General features: G+C 73.6%; 17 protein-coding genes. 12 read left to right on the top strand and 5 right to left on the bottom strand.

The features are described from left to right. The first annotated feature begins 171 nt into the window (after nt 1-171). The 8 genes from SJY14_RS03335 to SJY14_RS03300 all read left to right on the top strand — a co-directional run bounded on the left by SJY14_RS03335 (nt 172) and on the right by SJY14_RS03300 (nt 7,290). Nucleotides 172-675, top strand: a complete 504-nt coding sequence (locus SJY14_RS03335) for a flagellar protein FlgN (RefSeq protein ID WP_396599792.1) — start codon at nt 172-174, stop codon at nt 673-675. A 1-nt stretch (nt 676) separates the two neighbouring features. Beyond that, nucleotides 677-2,101 (top strand): flagellar hook-associated protein FlgK, encoded by a 1,425-nt coding sequence (flgK, locus tag SJY14_RS03330; protein ID WP_396599791.1) that lies wholly within the window; start codon nt 677-679, stop codon nt 2,099-2,101. Nucleotides 2,102-2,104: 3 nt separating this feature from the next. Next, on the top strand, nt 2,105-2,989 hold the full coding sequence (gene flgL, locus SJY14_RS03325; RefSeq protein ID WP_071256162.1) for a flagellar hook-associated protein FlgL: 885 nt from the start codon (nt 2,105-2,107) through the stop codon (nt 2,987-2,989). After that, on the top strand, nt 2,986-3,390 hold the full coding sequence (locus SJY14_RS03320; RefSeq protein WP_396599790.1) for a flagellar assembly protein FliW: 405 nt from the start codon (nt 2,986-2,988) through the stop codon (nt 3,388-3,390). The genes flgL and SJY14_RS03320 overlap by 4 nt, the downstream gene beginning before the upstream one ends. A 115-nt stretch (nt 3,391-3,505) precedes the next feature. Then, nucleotides 3,506-4,714 carry a PQQ-dependent sugar dehydrogenase gene (locus SJY14_RS03315; protein WP_396599789.1) on the top strand — a complete coding sequence of 403 codons (1,209 nt, stop codon included), beginning with the start codon at nt 3,506-3,508 and terminating at the stop codon, nt 4,712-4,714. Nucleotides 4,715-4,849: 135 nt separating this feature from the next. Continuing rightward, complete coding sequence (locus SJY14_RS03310; protein ID WP_396599788.1) at nt 4,850-6,061, top strand: hypothetical protein; 1,212 nt, start codon at nt 4,850-4,852, stop codon at nt 6,059-6,061. A gap of 21 nt (nt 6,062-6,082) precedes the next feature. Further along, a complete protein-coding gene (locus SJY14_RS03305; protein ID WP_054145362.1) occupies nt 6,083-6,538 on the top strand; it encodes a SprT-like domain-containing protein in 456 nt (151 codons plus the stop codon). A 107-nt stretch (nt 6,539-6,645) separates the two neighbouring features. Continuing rightward, a complete protein-coding gene (locus SJY14_RS03300; protein WP_043595891.1) occupies nt 6,646-7,290 on the top strand; it encodes a CGNR zinc finger domain-containing protein in 645 nt (214 codons plus the stop codon). A 303-nt stretch (nt 7,291-7,593) separates the two neighbouring features. Here SJY14_RS03300 and SJY14_RS03295 read toward each other — a convergent pair whose 3' ends face one another. Both SJY14_RS03295 and SJY14_RS03290 read right to left on the bottom strand, forming a co-directional pair. Next, a complete protein-coding gene (locus tag SJY14_RS03295; RefSeq protein ID WP_055975201.1) occupies nt 7,594-7,899 on the bottom strand; it encodes a DUF427 domain-containing protein in 306 nt (101 codons plus the stop codon). A 49-nt stretch (nt 7,900-7,948) separates the two neighbouring features. Continuing rightward, entirely contained in the window at nt 7,949-8,545 is a 597-nt protein-coding gene (locus SJY14_RS03290) for a hypothetical protein (protein WP_396599787.1), read from the bottom strand. 87 nt (nt 8,546-8,632) lie between these two features. Here SJY14_RS03290 and SJY14_RS03285 point away from each other — a divergent pair, with 87 nt between their 5' ends. Further along, nucleotides 8,633-9,121, top strand: a complete 489-nt coding sequence (locus tag SJY14_RS03285) for a hypothetical protein (RefSeq protein WP_396599786.1) — start codon at nt 8,633-8,635, stop codon at nt 9,119-9,121. Between the two features lie 145 nt (nt 9,122-9,266). Here the strand turns inward: SJY14_RS03285 and SJY14_RS03280 are convergent, their stop codons facing one another. Then, a complete protein-coding gene (locus tag SJY14_RS03280; RefSeq protein WP_396599785.1) occupies nt 9,267-9,770 on the bottom strand; it encodes a nucleoside deaminase in 504 nt (167 codons plus the stop codon). A gap of 230 nt (nt 9,771-10,000) precedes the next feature. On the opposite strand from SJY14_RS03280, the gene SJY14_RS03275 reads away from it, so the two are divergent. Beyond that, nucleotides 10,001-10,600, top strand: a complete 600-nt coding sequence (locus SJY14_RS03275) for a DUF1684 domain-containing protein (RefSeq protein ID WP_396600244.1) — start codon at nt 10,001-10,003, stop codon at nt 10,598-10,600. A 430-nt stretch (nt 10,601-11,030) separates the two neighbouring features. Further along, nucleotides 11,031-12,911 (top strand): DEAD/DEAH box helicase, encoded by a 1,881-nt coding sequence (locus SJY14_RS03270; RefSeq protein WP_396599784.1) that lies wholly within the window; start codon nt 11,031-11,033, stop codon nt 12,909-12,911. A 90-nt stretch (nt 12,912-13,001) separates the two neighbouring features. Here SJY14_RS03270 and SJY14_RS03265 read toward each other — a convergent pair whose 3' ends face one another. After that, nucleotides 13,002-13,925 (bottom strand): hypothetical protein, encoded by a 924-nt coding sequence (locus SJY14_RS03265; RefSeq protein WP_396599783.1) that lies wholly within the window; start codon nt 13,923-13,925, stop codon nt 13,002-13,004. Nucleotides 13,926-14,067: 142 nt separating this feature from the next. Beyond that, nucleotides 14,068-14,616 carry an NUDIX hydrolase family protein gene (locus SJY14_RS03260; protein ID WP_043595902.1) on the bottom strand — a complete coding sequence of 183 codons (549 nt, stop codon included), beginning with the start codon at nt 14,614-14,616 and terminating at the stop codon, nt 14,068-14,070. Nucleotides 14,617-14,714: 98 nt separating this feature from the next. Here SJY14_RS03260 and SJY14_RS03255 point away from each other — a divergent pair, with 98 nt between their 5' ends. Continuing rightward, nucleotides 14,715-15,428: an alpha/beta hydrolase gene (locus SJY14_RS03255; RefSeq protein WP_396599782.1), complete on the top strand. Its 714-nt coding sequence runs from the start codon at nt 14,715-14,717 to the stop codon at nt 15,426-15,428. Nucleotides 15,429-15,472: the final 44 nt, after the last annotated feature.

The raw sequence follows: 15,472 nt of genomic DNA, 5'->3' as shown, positions 1-15,472 counted from the left end.
CCCTAGCTTCGACCGCTCCTTTAAGGCTAGGAGCCCGGACGAGGACACTCGGGCCCGCCGCTAACGCACGCCGCGCCTCCGCCGATAGTCCCCGGTGCAGAGGACGTCAGGCACTCCTCGCCGACGACCGACGAACCCGACGCACCGACGCAACCGACCGAGGAGGCCCCCATGGGCGCGAACGAACTCTCCGCGCTGCTCTGGCGAGAGCGCGAGCTGCTCGAGCTGCTGACCTTCAAGCTCGAGGAGGAGCAGCTGCTGCTCACCGCGGGCCGCAGCCGCTGGATCGACCACGCCACGCGTGAGGTCGAGCAGGTGCTCGGTCGCCTGCGGTCGGCGGGCCTCGAGCGCAGCGTCGAGGTGTCGGCCGTCGCCCGCGAGTGGGGCACCGACGAGGAGGCCCCGCTGCGCGAGATCATCTCCGCGGCCCCGGCCGGCCCGTGGGGCGAGATCTTCACCGCCCACCTGCGCGCCATGACCGAACTGACCGGCCGCATCGCGCAGCTGCGCGACGAGAACGAACGATTCCTCCGGGCCGCCGCCCGCGCCACGCAGGAGACGTTGGCCACCGCGTCGACCGGCCCCGCGACCGCGACGTACGACGCGTCCGGCCAGACCGGGCACGCGAACTCGGCCAGCGCCTCCGGCGGTCACCTCTTCGACGGGCGGCTCTGACGTGGCGAGCACGTTCGGCACCCTTAACACGGCTTACCGCGGGCTGACCGCGGCCCGGACCGGGCTCGACGTGGTCGGCCAGAACATCGCCAACGTCAACACCGAGGGCTACACGCGCCAACGGGTCACCCAGTCCTCGATCGAGGCCGCGGCCCGCGTGGGACTGTTCTCGACCGGCGCGCAGCCCGGACAGGGCGTGTCGGTCGACGGCATCGCCCGCATCGGCGACCGGTTCGCCGACGCGCAGGTGCGCGGCGCTGCCGGGGCCGCCGGTTACCAGGGCGTGCGCGCCTCGGTCACCGCCGCCCTCGAGTCCTCCCTGAACGAGCCGAGCACCACCGGCATCGCCTCGCAGCTGACGAAGTTCTGGTCGGCCTGGCAGGACGTCTCGAACGACCCGTCGTCCGCCGCCCCCGCCGCCGTGCTGCTCGGCCAGGCGAACACGATCGCCCAGACCCTCTCGACCGGCTACAAGGCCGTGGACGACCAGTGGACCTCGCAGCGTCAGCAGCTCGACGGTCTCGCCTCGCAGCTCAACTCGGCCGCGACCCAGGTCGCCGACCTCAACGTGCGCATCCGCACCGCGACCCAGCAGGGTGTCAGCACCAACGAGCTGGTGGACGCGCGCTCGGCACTGACCGAGAAGATCGCGACGCTCGCCGGAGGCACGGTGCGCGACAACGCGGACGGCACGGTCGACGTCCTGGTCGGCGGCAACGCCCTGGTGTCGGGCGACTCGGCCCGGCAGGTGAAGGTGACCGGCGACTACACCCTGGCCACCGCCTCCTCGGGGGTCTCGCTCGAATGGACCCACCGCCCCGGCGACCCGATCTCGCTCGACGGCGGCAGCATCGCCGGCTCGCTGTCGGTGCTGGCCCCGGCCGCTCCCGGCGGCACCGGCGGCGTGCTGGCCGAGGCCGCGGCGAACTACGACGCCCTCGCGACCCAGCTCGCCGCCCAGGTCAACGCGGTGCACTCCACGGGGACGACGGCCGACGGCACCACGGGTCACGCCTTCTTCGGGTTCACCGCCGGGGTGTCCGCCGCCCGCGGCCTCACCGTGCTGCCGACCGGCGCCTCGACCATCGCCTCGGGCAACGGCACGGGCGGGGCCCTCGACGGCTCGGTCGCCCGGGCCGTCGGCCAGATCGGCCTGTCGGTCGGCTCGCCCGATCGCACCTGGGGCTCGATCGTCAGCACGATCGGGGCGACGGCCCGCACCGAGGCCGACCGTTCGACCCTCACCGACCTCGCGGCGACGTCCGCCAAGGGTCGCCAGCTCTCGACCGCCGGGGTCAGCCTCGACGAGGAGAACGTCAACCTGCTCACCTATCAGCACGCCTACCAGGGCGCGGCCCGGGTCATGACCGCGATCGACGAGATGCTCGACACGTTGATCAACGGCATGGGACGGGTCGGGAGGTAACCGATGATCACCCGCACCACGAACCAGATGGCGATGCTCACCGCGCAGCGCAACCTGCAGACCAGCTCGTACCGGGTCGACCAGGCCCAGCAGCGCGCGTCGACCCTGGACCGCATCGCGAAGCCGTCGGACGATCCGGCCGGCACGGCGGACGCGCTGCGGGTCAAGGCCGAGCAGGCGGCGAACGTGCAGTTCTCCCGCAACGTCGGCGACGGCAACGGGTGGCTCTCGCTGGCCGACTCGGCGCTGTCGTCCACCGACGACGTGCTCAAGAAGGTGCGCGACCTCACGGTGCAGGGCGCCAACACCGGCGCGCTGTCACAACCCGCGCTCGACGCCATCGCAACCGAGATCGACGGCCTCAAGGCCGACCTGCTCGCGGTGGCGAACACCTCGTACAACGGTCGCAGCGTCTTCGCCGGCACGTCGGACGCGGGCGTCGCCTTCCGCCCCGACTTCAGCTACACCGGCACCCCGGGCTCGTCGGTCACCCGCCAGATCGGCGTCGAGACCAGCGTGCGCGTCGACGCCGACGGGGCCACCGCCTTCGGCACCGGTGCCGACTCGGTCTTCAGCATGCTGGACCGCATCAGCAGCGACCTGCGGGCCGGCGTCAACGTCGGGACGCGGCTCACCGAGGTCGACGCCCGGTTGACGGCCGTCCGCGGCGTACAGTCCGACATCGGGGCACGACAGTCCCAGATCCTGAGAGCCGAGGACACCCTCTTGGACACCAAGACCACGCTCGAGGCGCAGCGCGCCGGCATCATGGACCTCGATCTCGGCCAGGCCGTGCTCGAGCTCCAGATGCAGAACACCTCCTACCAGGCAGCCCTCGCGGTCACCGCCAAGGTGCTGCAGCCCACGCTGATGGACTTCCTCCGATGAGCGCGAACGCCGCCCGCGAGGTCGCGGGCTCCGTCGTGACGTTCGTCGCGCCTCCGTTCGGTCTCGAGCCGTTGACCGACTTCTCGCTGGAGCGCATCGACGGTGCCCCCGGACTCCTCGCCCTGCGGGCGAGCGGATCCGAGGTGCGACTGTTCGTGCTCGACGCGTCGGTGCACCTGCCCGACTACTCGCCCGTCGTGTCGGACGACCAGTCCGCCACCCTCGACCTGCAGGACGCCGCCGAGGCCCTGCTGCTCGTCGTCGCGACGCCCGCGGCGACCGGCATGACGGTCAACCTGCTCGCGCCGATCGTGGTCAACGTCCGCACCGGGGCGGGTGCCCAGCTGATCCTCGAGGGCCAGGACTGGCCGCTGCGCGCCGAGCTGAACCCGCGCGCGTAGGCCCGCGCATCCCGGGCGCCGGGCTGGGCACCGGCTGCGAAGCCGGTCACGGTGTGGTGACGACGGATGCGGTCGCGCTGGTCGTCCGCTTGCCTTGATCGCAGGAGGCGCGATCATGATCACGACACCCCGCACCACACGGCACCGGCTCGCCGTCGGCACGATGGCGGCCGTCACCGCCGTCCTGCTCGTCGGCTGCACCGCCGGGGCCGACGCCACGGGCTCGGGCGGCCGGGCCGCCACCCGCCCGGCGTCCGAGACCCCGACCGACCCGACCGACGCCGCCGGTCCCGGCCCGGTCGCAGCGACCACCGACGCGACCGCCGTCACCGTCGCGGCCGACGCCGAACCGACCGACGTCGCCACCGACCTGGCCGCCCCCTGGTCGGTCGTGCGACTCGACACCGGGTCGTCGTTCGTCAGCCTGCGCGACACCGGCACGGTGCTCGAGCTGCTCGCCGACGGCAGCACCCGAGAGGCCGGCACGATCGACGGGGTCGTGCACGAAGGCGAGGGCGGACTGCTCGGCCTGGCCGTGCTCGCCGGGTCGCCGTCGTACCTCTACGCCTACGCCACGACCGCCGACGACAACCGCGTCGTGCGCGCGCCCGTCACGGGCGAGGCCGGCTCCTACGGCCTGGGCGAGCAGGAGGCCGTGATCACCGGCATCCCGAAGGCGAGCAACCACGACGGCGGCCGCATCGCGTTCGGCCCGGACGGGCTGCTCTACGTGACGACGGGCGACGCGAACCAACGGCCGAACGCCCAGGACCCCGGGTCGCTCGGCGGCAAGGTGCTGCGCGCGACCCCGGTCGGCGGCGTGCCCGACGACAACCCCACGCCCGGGTCGCTCGTCTACTCGCTCGGCCACCGCAACCCGCAGGGCATCGCCTGGGACGCCACCGGTGCCGCCTGGGCGGCCGAATTCGGGCAGAACACCTACGACGAGCTCAACGCCCTCGAGCCCGGGGCGAACTACGGCTGGCCCGAGGTCGAGGGACGCGGCGAGGTCGCCGGCTTCTCGAACCCGGTGCTGCAGTGGTCGACCGACGACGCCAGCCCGAGCGGCCTCACGGCGGTCGGCACGACGTTGTACCTGGCCGGGCTCGGCGGCGAGAAGCTGTTCGAGATCCAGGTGGTGCCCGGCTCCGAGGCCGTGCCGACCGAGCTCTTCGCCGGAGATCGGTCGCTCGGCCGCATCCGCGACGTCCTCCCGGGTCCCGACGGCACCCTCTGGCTCGTGACGAACAACACCGACGGCCGCGGCACGCCGAGTGCCGGCGACGACCGCATCGTCAGCGTCCCCCTCACCGCCGTCCCCTGACCCGCGGGTCGGCCCGCGTTCGGCACGCGACCCGAGGAGGCGCGGGTCGACTTCTCCACACGGGCCCGTGACACTCGCCTCCACGCTGCGCGCCGCGCGGCCTGTTCGGGGGCCGGGCGGTTACCCTCGTACTCGATGAGCCAGCACGACCGACCCGACACGACAGCACCCGGCAGCGCCCGCCCCCAGACCGTGCCGCCGGGGTTCGCCGCACCCGTCGTGCGCGGCATCGGTGGCGCCGGCGGATTCGACCCCGTCAGCCTGCGCACGGCCGTCGACGTGCCCGCCGCCGAGGCCCGCCTCGCCGCCCTGGGCCAGAGCCGCAGCACCGCCGCCCTCGGTGAGCGCGCCGACCTGTTGCGCCTGCTCGGCCGCCTCGACGAGGCCCTCGCCATCGCCGAGGAAGCCTTCCGCCTGGCGCACTTCACCGGCGACCGGGCCGACTCGACGGCCGCCCGCATCCGTCGGGCGCACATCTTCCGCGAGCAGGGCAAGCTCGACCGCGCCCTGAACGACCTGCACACCAGCCGCATCACGGCCGCCACCGAAGAGTGGCGCGAGCTCGAGGCCGCCGCCGCCGAGCTCGAGGGCTACACGCTGTACGACCTCGGCCGCAACGAAGAGGCTCGCGAGACGCTGGCCAAGGCACTCGAGGCGTACGAGGCGTCAGGCGCTCCGCGCGACCGCACGAACGGGCTGCGCGTCGCGATCGAGGGCGTCATGCGCGCCTACCTGAGCGACACGGGCCCGCAGCCACGGATCGAGGCCCCGGCCGTGGGTGACACGAACCCGGTGCCGGTCCAGCCCCTGACGTCGGCGCCGCCGGTCTCGCCCGCGGCCCCGGCCCGGACCCAGGTGCCCCGCTTCGACGGCATCGCCGCGCTCTACGGCGGGTCGCCCGCGCCCGCGTCCGCTCCCGCCCCCGAAGCGCCGCAGAGCACCGAGGGCACGACCTCCGACGTCGACGCCGACGGAGGCGCGGTGCCGGTCCGTCAGCCCATCGACGCCGCGCGCACCGCCGCGATCAGCTTCGATCCCGAGTCGATGCCCGACGAGGCCGCCGCGTCGCCCGTGGCCGAGGCCGCCGCGGCCCGGGCCGAGAAGGTCGCCGCGACCGCCCCTGCCGCACCCCGCGACGGTGGTCTCTGGGGCAAGATCAGCCACCTCGCCGAGCGTGCCGCGGGTCACCGAGACCGCGACTCCGACGAGTTCGACGCCGAACGTCGTGGCGACGACGAGGGCCGCACCGCCGAGCGGCCCCGCACCGGCGGTACCGGCGTGACCGGGGTCGTCGACGGCCTCCCGCGCGACGACGAGCCCACCACCTGGCCGTTCCCGCGGCGCTGACCCGCGCCTCCTGACCTCGACGTGGCCGACCTCGACCGGGTGCGGCGCTGGGCCGCCGCGCTCATCGACCTGCACCTCGACCCCGCCGTGTGGACCTTCGGCTTCGACAACGCCAAGACCCGCGCGGGCCTGTGCAACTACACGACGAAGCGCATCACGGTCTCGCGGCACCTCGCCGGCCGATACGACGACGACGAGATCCACCAGGTGCTGCTGCACGAGGTCGCCCACGCCCTCGCCGGCTCGCGCGCCGGTCACGGCCCCCGGTGGAAGGCCGTCGCGACCGACCTGGGCTACGTCGGCTCACGCCTGCACGACGGAGCCATCGCCAGCGAACTCGCCCCCTGGGTCGGGGTCTGCCCGGCGGGGCACGAACACTACCGCTACCGGCAGCCCGCGCGGCCGCTCGCCTGCGGGCGGTGCTCGCGTCGGTACGACCCGGCCCACCTGATCACCTGGACCAAGCGCGAGGTCTGACGCCGCGCCTCCCGGGCCGTCGTCCGCCCCCGCGGCTGCCCCCGCCCCTGCCCCTCGGAGCAGGGACAGGAAGGCCGAGGAGGCGCGTAACCGGTTAGGGTGGTCAGGTGCAGACCGGACAGTGGCTCAGATCCGACACCGACACCCGGTGGTTCTTCGACTCGGGCGCGCTCAGCCTCGACTTCGCCTACCTCGGCGGGTTCCGTGCCGGGTCACGCTTCGGCCCGGAGTCGGGCCTCGACCTGCCCGCCGACGGATCGACCCCGTGGGACGGCCTGCTGCTGCCCGCCGACCTCGACGACTGGATCGGCGAACGCTTCGACGGCATCGCGGGCTCGGCGGGCGACCGTGAACTCGCCGACGCCCGGGGCCTGCGCGACGCGATCGCCCGGCTCGCGGTGGCCGCGGCCGACGCCACCTCGACGGACCCCGACGACGTCGACACGCTCAACCTGTTCGCGGCGCTGCCCGACGTCCCGCCGTCCCTCGAGGGCGGCCGACGCCAGGCCGGGGCGGGGCGCCTGCGGCTCGGGCAGGCGATGGCGTCGGTCGCGCGCGACGCGGTGACCCTCTTCACGACCGTCGGCTTCGGAGGCGGACCGGACTCGCGCCTCCGCCGGTGCACGAACGAGGCGTGCGGGCTCGTCTTCTTCGACGAGTCGCGCGCCGGCAGCCGCCGCTGGTGCTCGATGCAGCGGTGCGGCAACCGCGCCAAGGTGCGGGCACACCGCGCCCGGGCCGCCCGCGCCTGACCCTCCCTCGGCCGAGGTCGGAGTCGCGCACGCTGATCGGCCGCTCCGCTCGGCCAACCCGTCCGGCCCGCTCGGCCACCACCCGAGCCCGCTGACCCGCTCGGCCTCCGCCCAGGCACCCAGCCCGGCGTGCCGCCCGGCACCCGGCACCCGGCACCCGGCACCCGGCATGCTCTCCCCGCCACGAAGTAAACAACCCGCCACGTGATCGCGTGGCGGGTTGTTTATTTCGTGGCGGCGTGAGCGGTGCGGCTCCGAACGGGGCCCACGGTCGACGATCGACGGACGACGGGCGACGACAGGTCAGTCGACGACCGAGACGTCCTTCCAGAAGGCGACGTAGCCCGAGTAGTCCTTCCCGACGCGGTCGAACGAGGTCGGGATCGGCGTCGGGTAGCTCCAGGCGCGGTCCTGCAGCAGGTCGTCGCCCGACTTCACGCTGAAGTACTGGGTGTCGCCCTTCCACGGGCAGTGGTACTGGGTGGGGCTCTCGGTCAGCAGGTCGGAGTTCACGCTCGCGGGCGGGAAGTACCAGTTGCCCTCGATCGAGATCAGCTCGTCTTTCGGGGCCTCGGCGACGACGGTTCCGTCGGTGAGCACTGCCTTCATGGTTCCTCCTGCGGGTCGGGGCGACGTTCGGGTCGCTCTGGCCGCAACGCTACGCCGAGGGGATGAATTCCTCGCGGGAGCCCTCACGGACGTCGGTCACGACCGCCACGGAGGACGAGGAGGCGCGGGCCGCGTCGACCACGTCGCCCCGGTCGGTCGCGGCCAGCTCGGTCGCCGAGGCCGAGGCCGTCAGCAGGTGCGACGAGGCCCGGGCGAGCGCCCCGGCGGCGGCGCAGGCGACGGCCGCCTCGGGTGACGAGAAGTCGATGCCGACCGCTGCGAGCGCGTCGACCACCGCTCCGGCGGCGAGCTGGTCCTCGACGGCGGGCCGGAACCCGCCGGCTTCGACCGCCCCCGCGGCGACGATCGCGACGAGGGCGCGGTCTCCTTCTCGGGTCTGACGATCGACCACATGCCGGGCCACCTCGGCCGCAGCACCGGCGCCGGTGACGACGAGGACGTCGGCCCCGCTCGCGACCTCGGGCAGCGCGGCGACGACGCGCACGGTCTCGTCCCGCGACAGGGTGCCGTGCCCGTCGAGCACGTCGACCACGACGACGACGTGCGCCCCGGGGGCGATGCGGGCGGCTCCGGCCACGCCGTGGTCGAGCCTCACCTGATACTTCTGCTGGCCGTGCGAACTCATCGGACCAGCGTAGGCAGCCGCGCTCGGACGTCGCCCGTGCGTGACGCGACGTGACATCCGATCAGGCGGCGGGAGTTGGATCGGGGCATGCACGTGCAGCTCAAACTCCGCCTCGCCTGCCCCGTCGACGTCGCGACCGACGCCCTGCGCGACCCCCGGGTGATGGTCGCCGTGACGAAGCCGCTGGTCGTCTACCGGTCCGAGTCGCCGTCGGGCTTCCCCGACCGTTGGACCGAGGAGGCGCACCCGGTCTCCGCGAGCATCCTCGGCGTCCTGCCGCTCGGCAGCACGCACGTCGACCTCGACTGGCACGAACGGGACGGTGCGTGGATCCAGCGTGACACCGGTCGCGGCACGAGCGGCCAGTTCGCCCGGATGCGCATCAACCACCGGATGGCCGTCGTGCCGGACGGCCCGGACCACACCTTGTTGCGTGACCGGCTCGAGTTCCACGCCGGGCCGTTGGGCCTGCTGCTCTGGCCCGGGCTCTGGGCGACGTGGCAGTGGCGCGCGCTGCGCATGAAGGCGCTGGCCCCGACCTGGCGCGGGGCGCCGACCCACCCGAAGCACGTCTGACCTCGGCACCGTCACCGGCACCGCAACGAGTCGGCGCCGCACCGTGCTGGCACCGCACCGTGCTGGCGCCGCGCACCGCGTCGGCGCCGCAGCAGGACCGTCCCGCACGGCGTCCGCGTCACCCGACGCCGTCCCCGCAGCCGCGTCAGCTCCAGAAGCCGGCGTGGACGGCCGAGGCGTCGTCGAACAGGGCCGGCCCCGACACGGACACCGCGCCTCCCCCACGGGCGAAGACCTCGCGGCAGGGCAGGTCGAGCGTCGACTCGCCCTCTTGCTCGGTGACCATGCCGAGCAGCTGCTGCTCGGCGAGCGCGTAGACGACCCGGCCGATGCCGGCCCAGTGGATCGCGCCGGCACACATCGCGCACGGCTCGGTGCTCGTGTAGAGGGTCGCGGCCTTGAGCGTCGGCTTGTCGAACCGCTGCGCGACGAGGCGGACGAGGTTCGTCTCGGCGTGGCCCGTCGGGTCGCCCTCGGTGACGACCGTGTTCTCGGCCTCGACGACCTCTCCGTCCGCCGTGAGCAGCAGGGAGCCGAAGGGATGGTTGCCGTGGTCACGGGCCTGCTGCGCGACCTCGATCGCGCGGTGCAGCTGCGCGAGGTCGGCCGGGGTGACGGTGGGATCGGTGGTCGTGGTGTCGGTCGTCATGGGGCGAGCGTAGCCACGGGGCGCCCATCGTCGCGGCCGGGACGGGGCGCCGTGGACGGGCGACCCGCCTGTGAGGGAGCCACGGGCGGCGGGGCGACCGCCTGCGTACGGTGGCAGGGGTGACCGACCCGACCCGCACCTCCTCGTCCACCGGCGAGACCGCCCCTGACACCACAGCCGACGCCCCTGCCGAGACCACCGGCCCGACGCCCGCCCAGGGCGCGCTCGACATCGCGTCGTGGCGGCGGACGATCCACGGGCTCTACCGTGACGTACGCGAGGCGACCGACCTGGCGGCGGCCCACGACCTGTGGCGACGCACCCGCGACGAGCTGTTCTCGACGCACCCCTCGACTCCGCTGCTGCCCGAGGACCGCCCCGACTTCACCGGCCTGCCGACGAAGCCGTACGACCCGGCCTGGCGTTTCGAGGTGGTGGTCGAGCCGGCCGCACCGCGACGCATGGTGGTCGAGACCGGCACCGACGGCGACGTGCTCTTCGACCTCGTCGGCGTGGTCGACGTGCCCGGCGTCGGCAGCCTCGACGTGTGGAAGCTGGCGCAGTACGCGGGCGGCCTGTTCATCCCGATCAAGGACGCGCTGGCAGGCAAGCCCGGCGGCACCTACGGCGGCGGGCGCTACCTGATCGACTCGGTCAAGGGAGCCGACCTCGGCGCCGGCGGCGAGCCCGGCACGATCGTGCTCGACTTCAACTTCGCCTACAACCCGAGCTGTGCTTACGACCCGGCCTGGGCCTGCCCGCTCGCGCAGCCGGGCAACACGGTCGCGGTCGAGATCCCCGTCGGCGAGCGGTACGGGCGCGCGGTCTGACCGGCCCCTGCGGACGGACGCGCACCTAACCCTTGGGCTGGGTGTCGACCTCCACCGCGACGCTGTAGTCGTCACCGCCGTCGCCCTCGCACAGGCGTGCAGACCACACCCGTCGCGTTTTCCGGCCCCAGCCGCTAGGCTGGGGTCACTTGCGAGCCGGTCCGATCGGCTCCCTGCGTCGTAGCACGCCCCTCACCGCCTCTCCGCCCTGGCACACACCCAGGCAGAACAGCAGGCGCGCGAAGCTCACTCTGCGGCGAAACGATCGTGCACACCTGCACCGTCGCCACACCTCGAGCCCGGCTACGACAGCCGTTCTCCCGGCACTGCCCCGCCCTCGTGCGAGCACGTCCCCGACGTGCCCTCGCACCAGCAGGCGGCCAGGCAGCCTCGGCCCGGCTCGACACCGATGCCCCGAAAGGTGCACCACATGTCAACGAACACCCTCGACACCGAGAACACCGACGCCACGACCGTCGACGAGGCGGCCGACACCGTCACCTTCAGCTCGCTGGGCGTGCCCGCCCCGATCGTGAAGTCCCTCGCCGCGGAAGGCAAGACCACCGCGTTCCCGATCCAGGTCGACACGCTGCCCGACACCCTCGGCGGACGCGACGTCCTCGGCCGCGGCAAGACCGGCTCGGGCAAGACCCTCGCCTTCTCCATCCCCATGGCCGCGCGCCTCGGCGGCAAGCTGGCCGGCGGCAACCGCCGCGCCGGTCGCCCCCTCGGCCTGGTCCTCGCCCCCACCCGCGAGCTCGCCACGCAGATCGACGCCGTGCTCGCCCCGCTCGCCGAGGCCTACGGCATGCGCACCACCACCATCTTCGGCGGCGTCTCGCAGAACCGTCAGGTGCAGGCCCTCAAGGCCGGCGTCGACATCATCATCGCCTGCCCCGGCCGCCTCGAAGACCTCATGAAGCAGGGCTTCGTCAAGCTCGACGCCATCGAGATCACCGTGCTCGACGAGGCCGACCACATGGCCGACCTGGGCTTCCTGCCCGGCGTCACGCGCATCCTCAAGGCCACCCCGAACGACGGCCAGCGCCTGCTCTTCAGCGCCACCCTCGACAACGGCGTGGACAAGCTGGTCAAGCAGTTCCTCCACAACGAGGTCCTGCACTCGGTCGACGAGGCCAACTCGCCCGTCGCCAAGATGACCCACCACGTCTTCGAGACGCCCGACGTCGACAGCAAGAACGCGCTGATCCAGAAGCTCGCCGGCGGCCAGGGCCGTCGCATCCTCTTCATGCGCACCAAGCACCACGCCAAGAAGCTCGCGAAGAAGCTGACCGAGTCCGGCATCCCCGCCGTCGACCTGCACGGCAACCTGTCGCAGCCGCAGCGTGACCGCAACCTCGCCGCCTTCCAGGACGGCTCCGCCCGCGTCCTCGTCGCCACCGACGTCGCCGCCCGAGGCGTGCACGTCGACGACATCGAGCTCGTCATCCACGTCGACCCGCCGACCGAGCACAAGGCGTACCTGCACCGCTCGGGCCGCACCGCCCGTGCCGGAGCCGAGGGCGACGTCGTCACCCTCGTCATCCCCAGCCAGAAGCGCGACGTCGCCCAGCTGATGAAGAAGGCCGACATCCGCCCGACCATCACCGCCGTGACGCCGAACTCGCCCGAGGTCGACGCCCTCGTCGGCCAGGTCGCCGCCTACGTCAAGCCCTCGCCCAAGGCTGCCGTCCAGCAGCAGCAGGGTGGCGGCGGACGCTCGCAGGGCGCCAACGCCCAGCGCAAGCGCGCCGCCCGTCAGGACTCGCAGGGCAACCCCATCGCCCGTCAGGACCGTTCGGGTCGCCCCAGCCAGGGAGGCGCGGGTCGCGGTTCCGACGCCGGTCGCGCCGGTGCCGGTGCGGGTCGCTCGGGTGGCTCGCGTGACGGCGGCCGCCAGGGTGGCCGCGACGGAGGTGCGCGTCGCGACGCCGCCCCCCGCGGCGGCGCCTCGACCTTCTACTCGACCGAGTCGGGCCGCGGTTCGTCCACGCCCGTCCGTGACGACGCCCGTGGCGCGCGTGACGGTGCTCGTGACGAGACCCGTGGCACCCGCCAGACCGGTCGCCGCGCCCAGAGCAGCGGCACCCAGAGCGACGGCGGCCAGAGCCGCACCAACGCGGTCCGCAACGACCAGGCCGAGTTCGCCGCGTCGCTCGGCGGCTCGCGCGAGGGCGGCCAGCGTGACGGCGGCCAGCGCAGCGGCGGACGCCGCGCCTCGTCCGAGGGCGGCCGTCCCGGCTCGCTCAAGGTCGGCGGCCTCGTCGGCGGCAAGGCCCGCACCGGCGGCGGCCAGCGCGGCGGTCGCTGACCCGACCCGCTGCCACACCCCCGAACCGGCGTGACACCCTCTGATCCGAGGGTGTGACGCCGGTTCGGGGGTGTTGCGCTGCCACCCACATCAGCGCACCCCGGCACGGGCGAGGGCCCGCACCATGGGCTCGGCGCGCAGGGCGTCGCCCCAGGTCCACCGGACGACCGTGCGCACGCCGGGCAGCGCCCGCAGATCGTCCTCGCGCCGCTTCTCGTCGATCACGACCTGCTCGGGACTGCGCCCGGCCCGCATCCGTTCGTCGCGGTACTTCACCTCGCCGTCGAACTCGCCGATGACGCCGAACTGCGGCCACCAGAAGTCCGCGAAGCCGACGAGGGGGCCCGTCACCGGGAACCGGGCCTGCAACTCGGGCCCCGCGAGCCCCGCAGCCCTCATGCCCGCCCGGCTCAGCGACTCGCCCGGCGACTCGGACCGCTCGTCAGCGAAGGCGACCGCGACCGCCGCCCGTCGACGCCCGGGCACCCCGGGCCGGGCGGCCAGTGCGGCCTCGAGCGCGGCCCGGTCGTACGCCCCCACGTGCAGCCCGTGGTCCAGCACGACGGTGGCCCCGCGCAGATCATGCCGGCGCACGCTGTCGATGGCCGCGCGGGCGGCACCCACCACCGGCAACCCGTCGACCGTGTCGATCTCGCCGTCGCCGAGGGGCGCCGCGTGTTGGTGAACCGACCCGGTCACCTTGTCGCGAGCGCGCTGTCGTGCCACGACGTGCACCTTTCGAGGCCACTCACCCAGCAGCGGAAACCCCCGAACGGCGAGGGCAGACTCGTGCGAGACGACGGCGTGCGGTCCGAGCCGGGGCAGCACCGCGTGCACGCGGGCGGTGTGCTTCGACGCGGCGTCGAGCGACCGCCAGTCGTCCGCCCGGACGTAGACGCCGGCGGCGAGCCGCACCGCGAGGCCACGTCGCGCGTCCCGCTCGATGGACGAGGCATCCACGCCGTCGTCGACGAGCCGGGAACGACGGATGAGCAGTCCTGACATGTCACGCATCGGTTCAGCTTGGCCGAGCGCCGCGAGGAACGCGAGCCGCGCCTCCTCGCCTGTGGAGGAGTGCCGGGCGACACCCCCGAACCGGCGTGACACCCCGCGATCCGAGGGTGTCGCGCCGGTTCGGGGGTGTTGCGCGCCGGGGCTAGTGCAGGGCGCCGACGGAGGCGAGGGCGCTGCGCAGCAGGGTGCCGCGGCCGCCCTCCATCTCGGCGGCGACCTCGTCGGAGGCGGCCTGGTGCGGCGTCAGCCAGGTGAGCTCGAGGGCGTCCTGCCGCGGGTCGCAGGTGCCGGTCACGGGCACCACGTAGGCGAGCGACACGGCGTGCTGACGGGGGTCGGTGTAGACCGACGAGCCGGGCAGCGGGAAGTACTCGGCGACCTGGAACGGCACCGGCGACGGCGGCAGCTGCGGGAAGGCCATCGGCCCGAGGTCTTTCTCGAGGTGACGGAACAGGGCGGTGCGCAGGCTCTCGCCGTACATCACCCGGCCCGAGACGAGCATGCGCGAGATCGACCCCTCGTCGGAGGCGCGGAGCAGCACTCCGACCTCGGTCACGACCCCCATGCCGTCGGTGCGCACGGGCACGGCCTCGACGTAGAGGATCGGCAGGTGCTGCCGCGCCTGGAAGAGCTCGTCCTCCGAGAGCCAGCCGGGATTGGGGTCGGGGTCGGGTGTCCGCACGGAGCTCATGGCCCATTCTTACCGGCTCGACGGCCCGATCGCGTGACGTGACGCTACGGGCGAACAGCACCGGCCCCGATGTCGCCACCCGTCGCTAGGCTCGGCCCATGGTGCAGATCGACCCGTCCCTCGTCCAGTGGTCCGCCGTCGAGGCCGAGCGCGACGGGCGGCCACTGCTCGTGCTGCTGCACGGCGTGGGCTCGCACGAGGGCGACCTGATCGGCCTCGCTCCCTACCTGCCGCAGCACTTCGTGGCGGCGTCGCTGCGGGCACCTCTGCCTCACGGTGACGGCTTCTCGTGGTACCCGCTCTCGACGCCCGGTGCGCCCGACCCGGGTGCCGTCGACGACGCGGCCGACGCCGTGCTCGCCTGGCTCGACTCCCTGGCGACCGCTCACCCGAGCGTTAGCCTGCTCGGCTTCTCGCAAGGCGGTTCGCTCTCGCTGCAGCTGGTGCGGCACGCGCCCGAGCGGTTCGCGTTCGCCGCCGTGCTCGCCGGGTTCGTGGTCCCCGCCGCAGGTGACGACGCCACGCTCGAGCGCGCAGCCGCACGGGACGACGCCGTGGCGGCCCTCCGCCCGTCGGTCTTCTACGGTCGCGGCGACGTCGACCAGGTCATCCCCGCCGACGCCGTCGAGCGCACCTCGGCCTGGCTCGAGGCGCACGCCGACGCCGAACAGACCGTGTACCCGGGTCTGGCCCACGGCATCTCGCAAGAAGAGCTCGACGATCTCAACGCGTTCATCGGCCGCGTGACCGCCGCCCCGGTCGTCGACGCCGACGCACCCGTGTCGGTCGCCGGCGCCGACTCCACCGACTGATCCGCGGCCCGCCCCGGCCCCTCACCCCCGACGAACGAAGGAGG

Origin of the sequence: Frigoribacterium sp. R86507, assembly GCF_044597695.1 — a bacterium.
Classification (GTDB): Bacteria; Actinomycetota; Actinomycetes; order Actinomycetales; family Microbacteriaceae; genus Frigoribacterium.
Note: the sequence above shows the minus strand (reverse complement) of the source record. Positions and strands in the feature narration are given on the sequence as shown.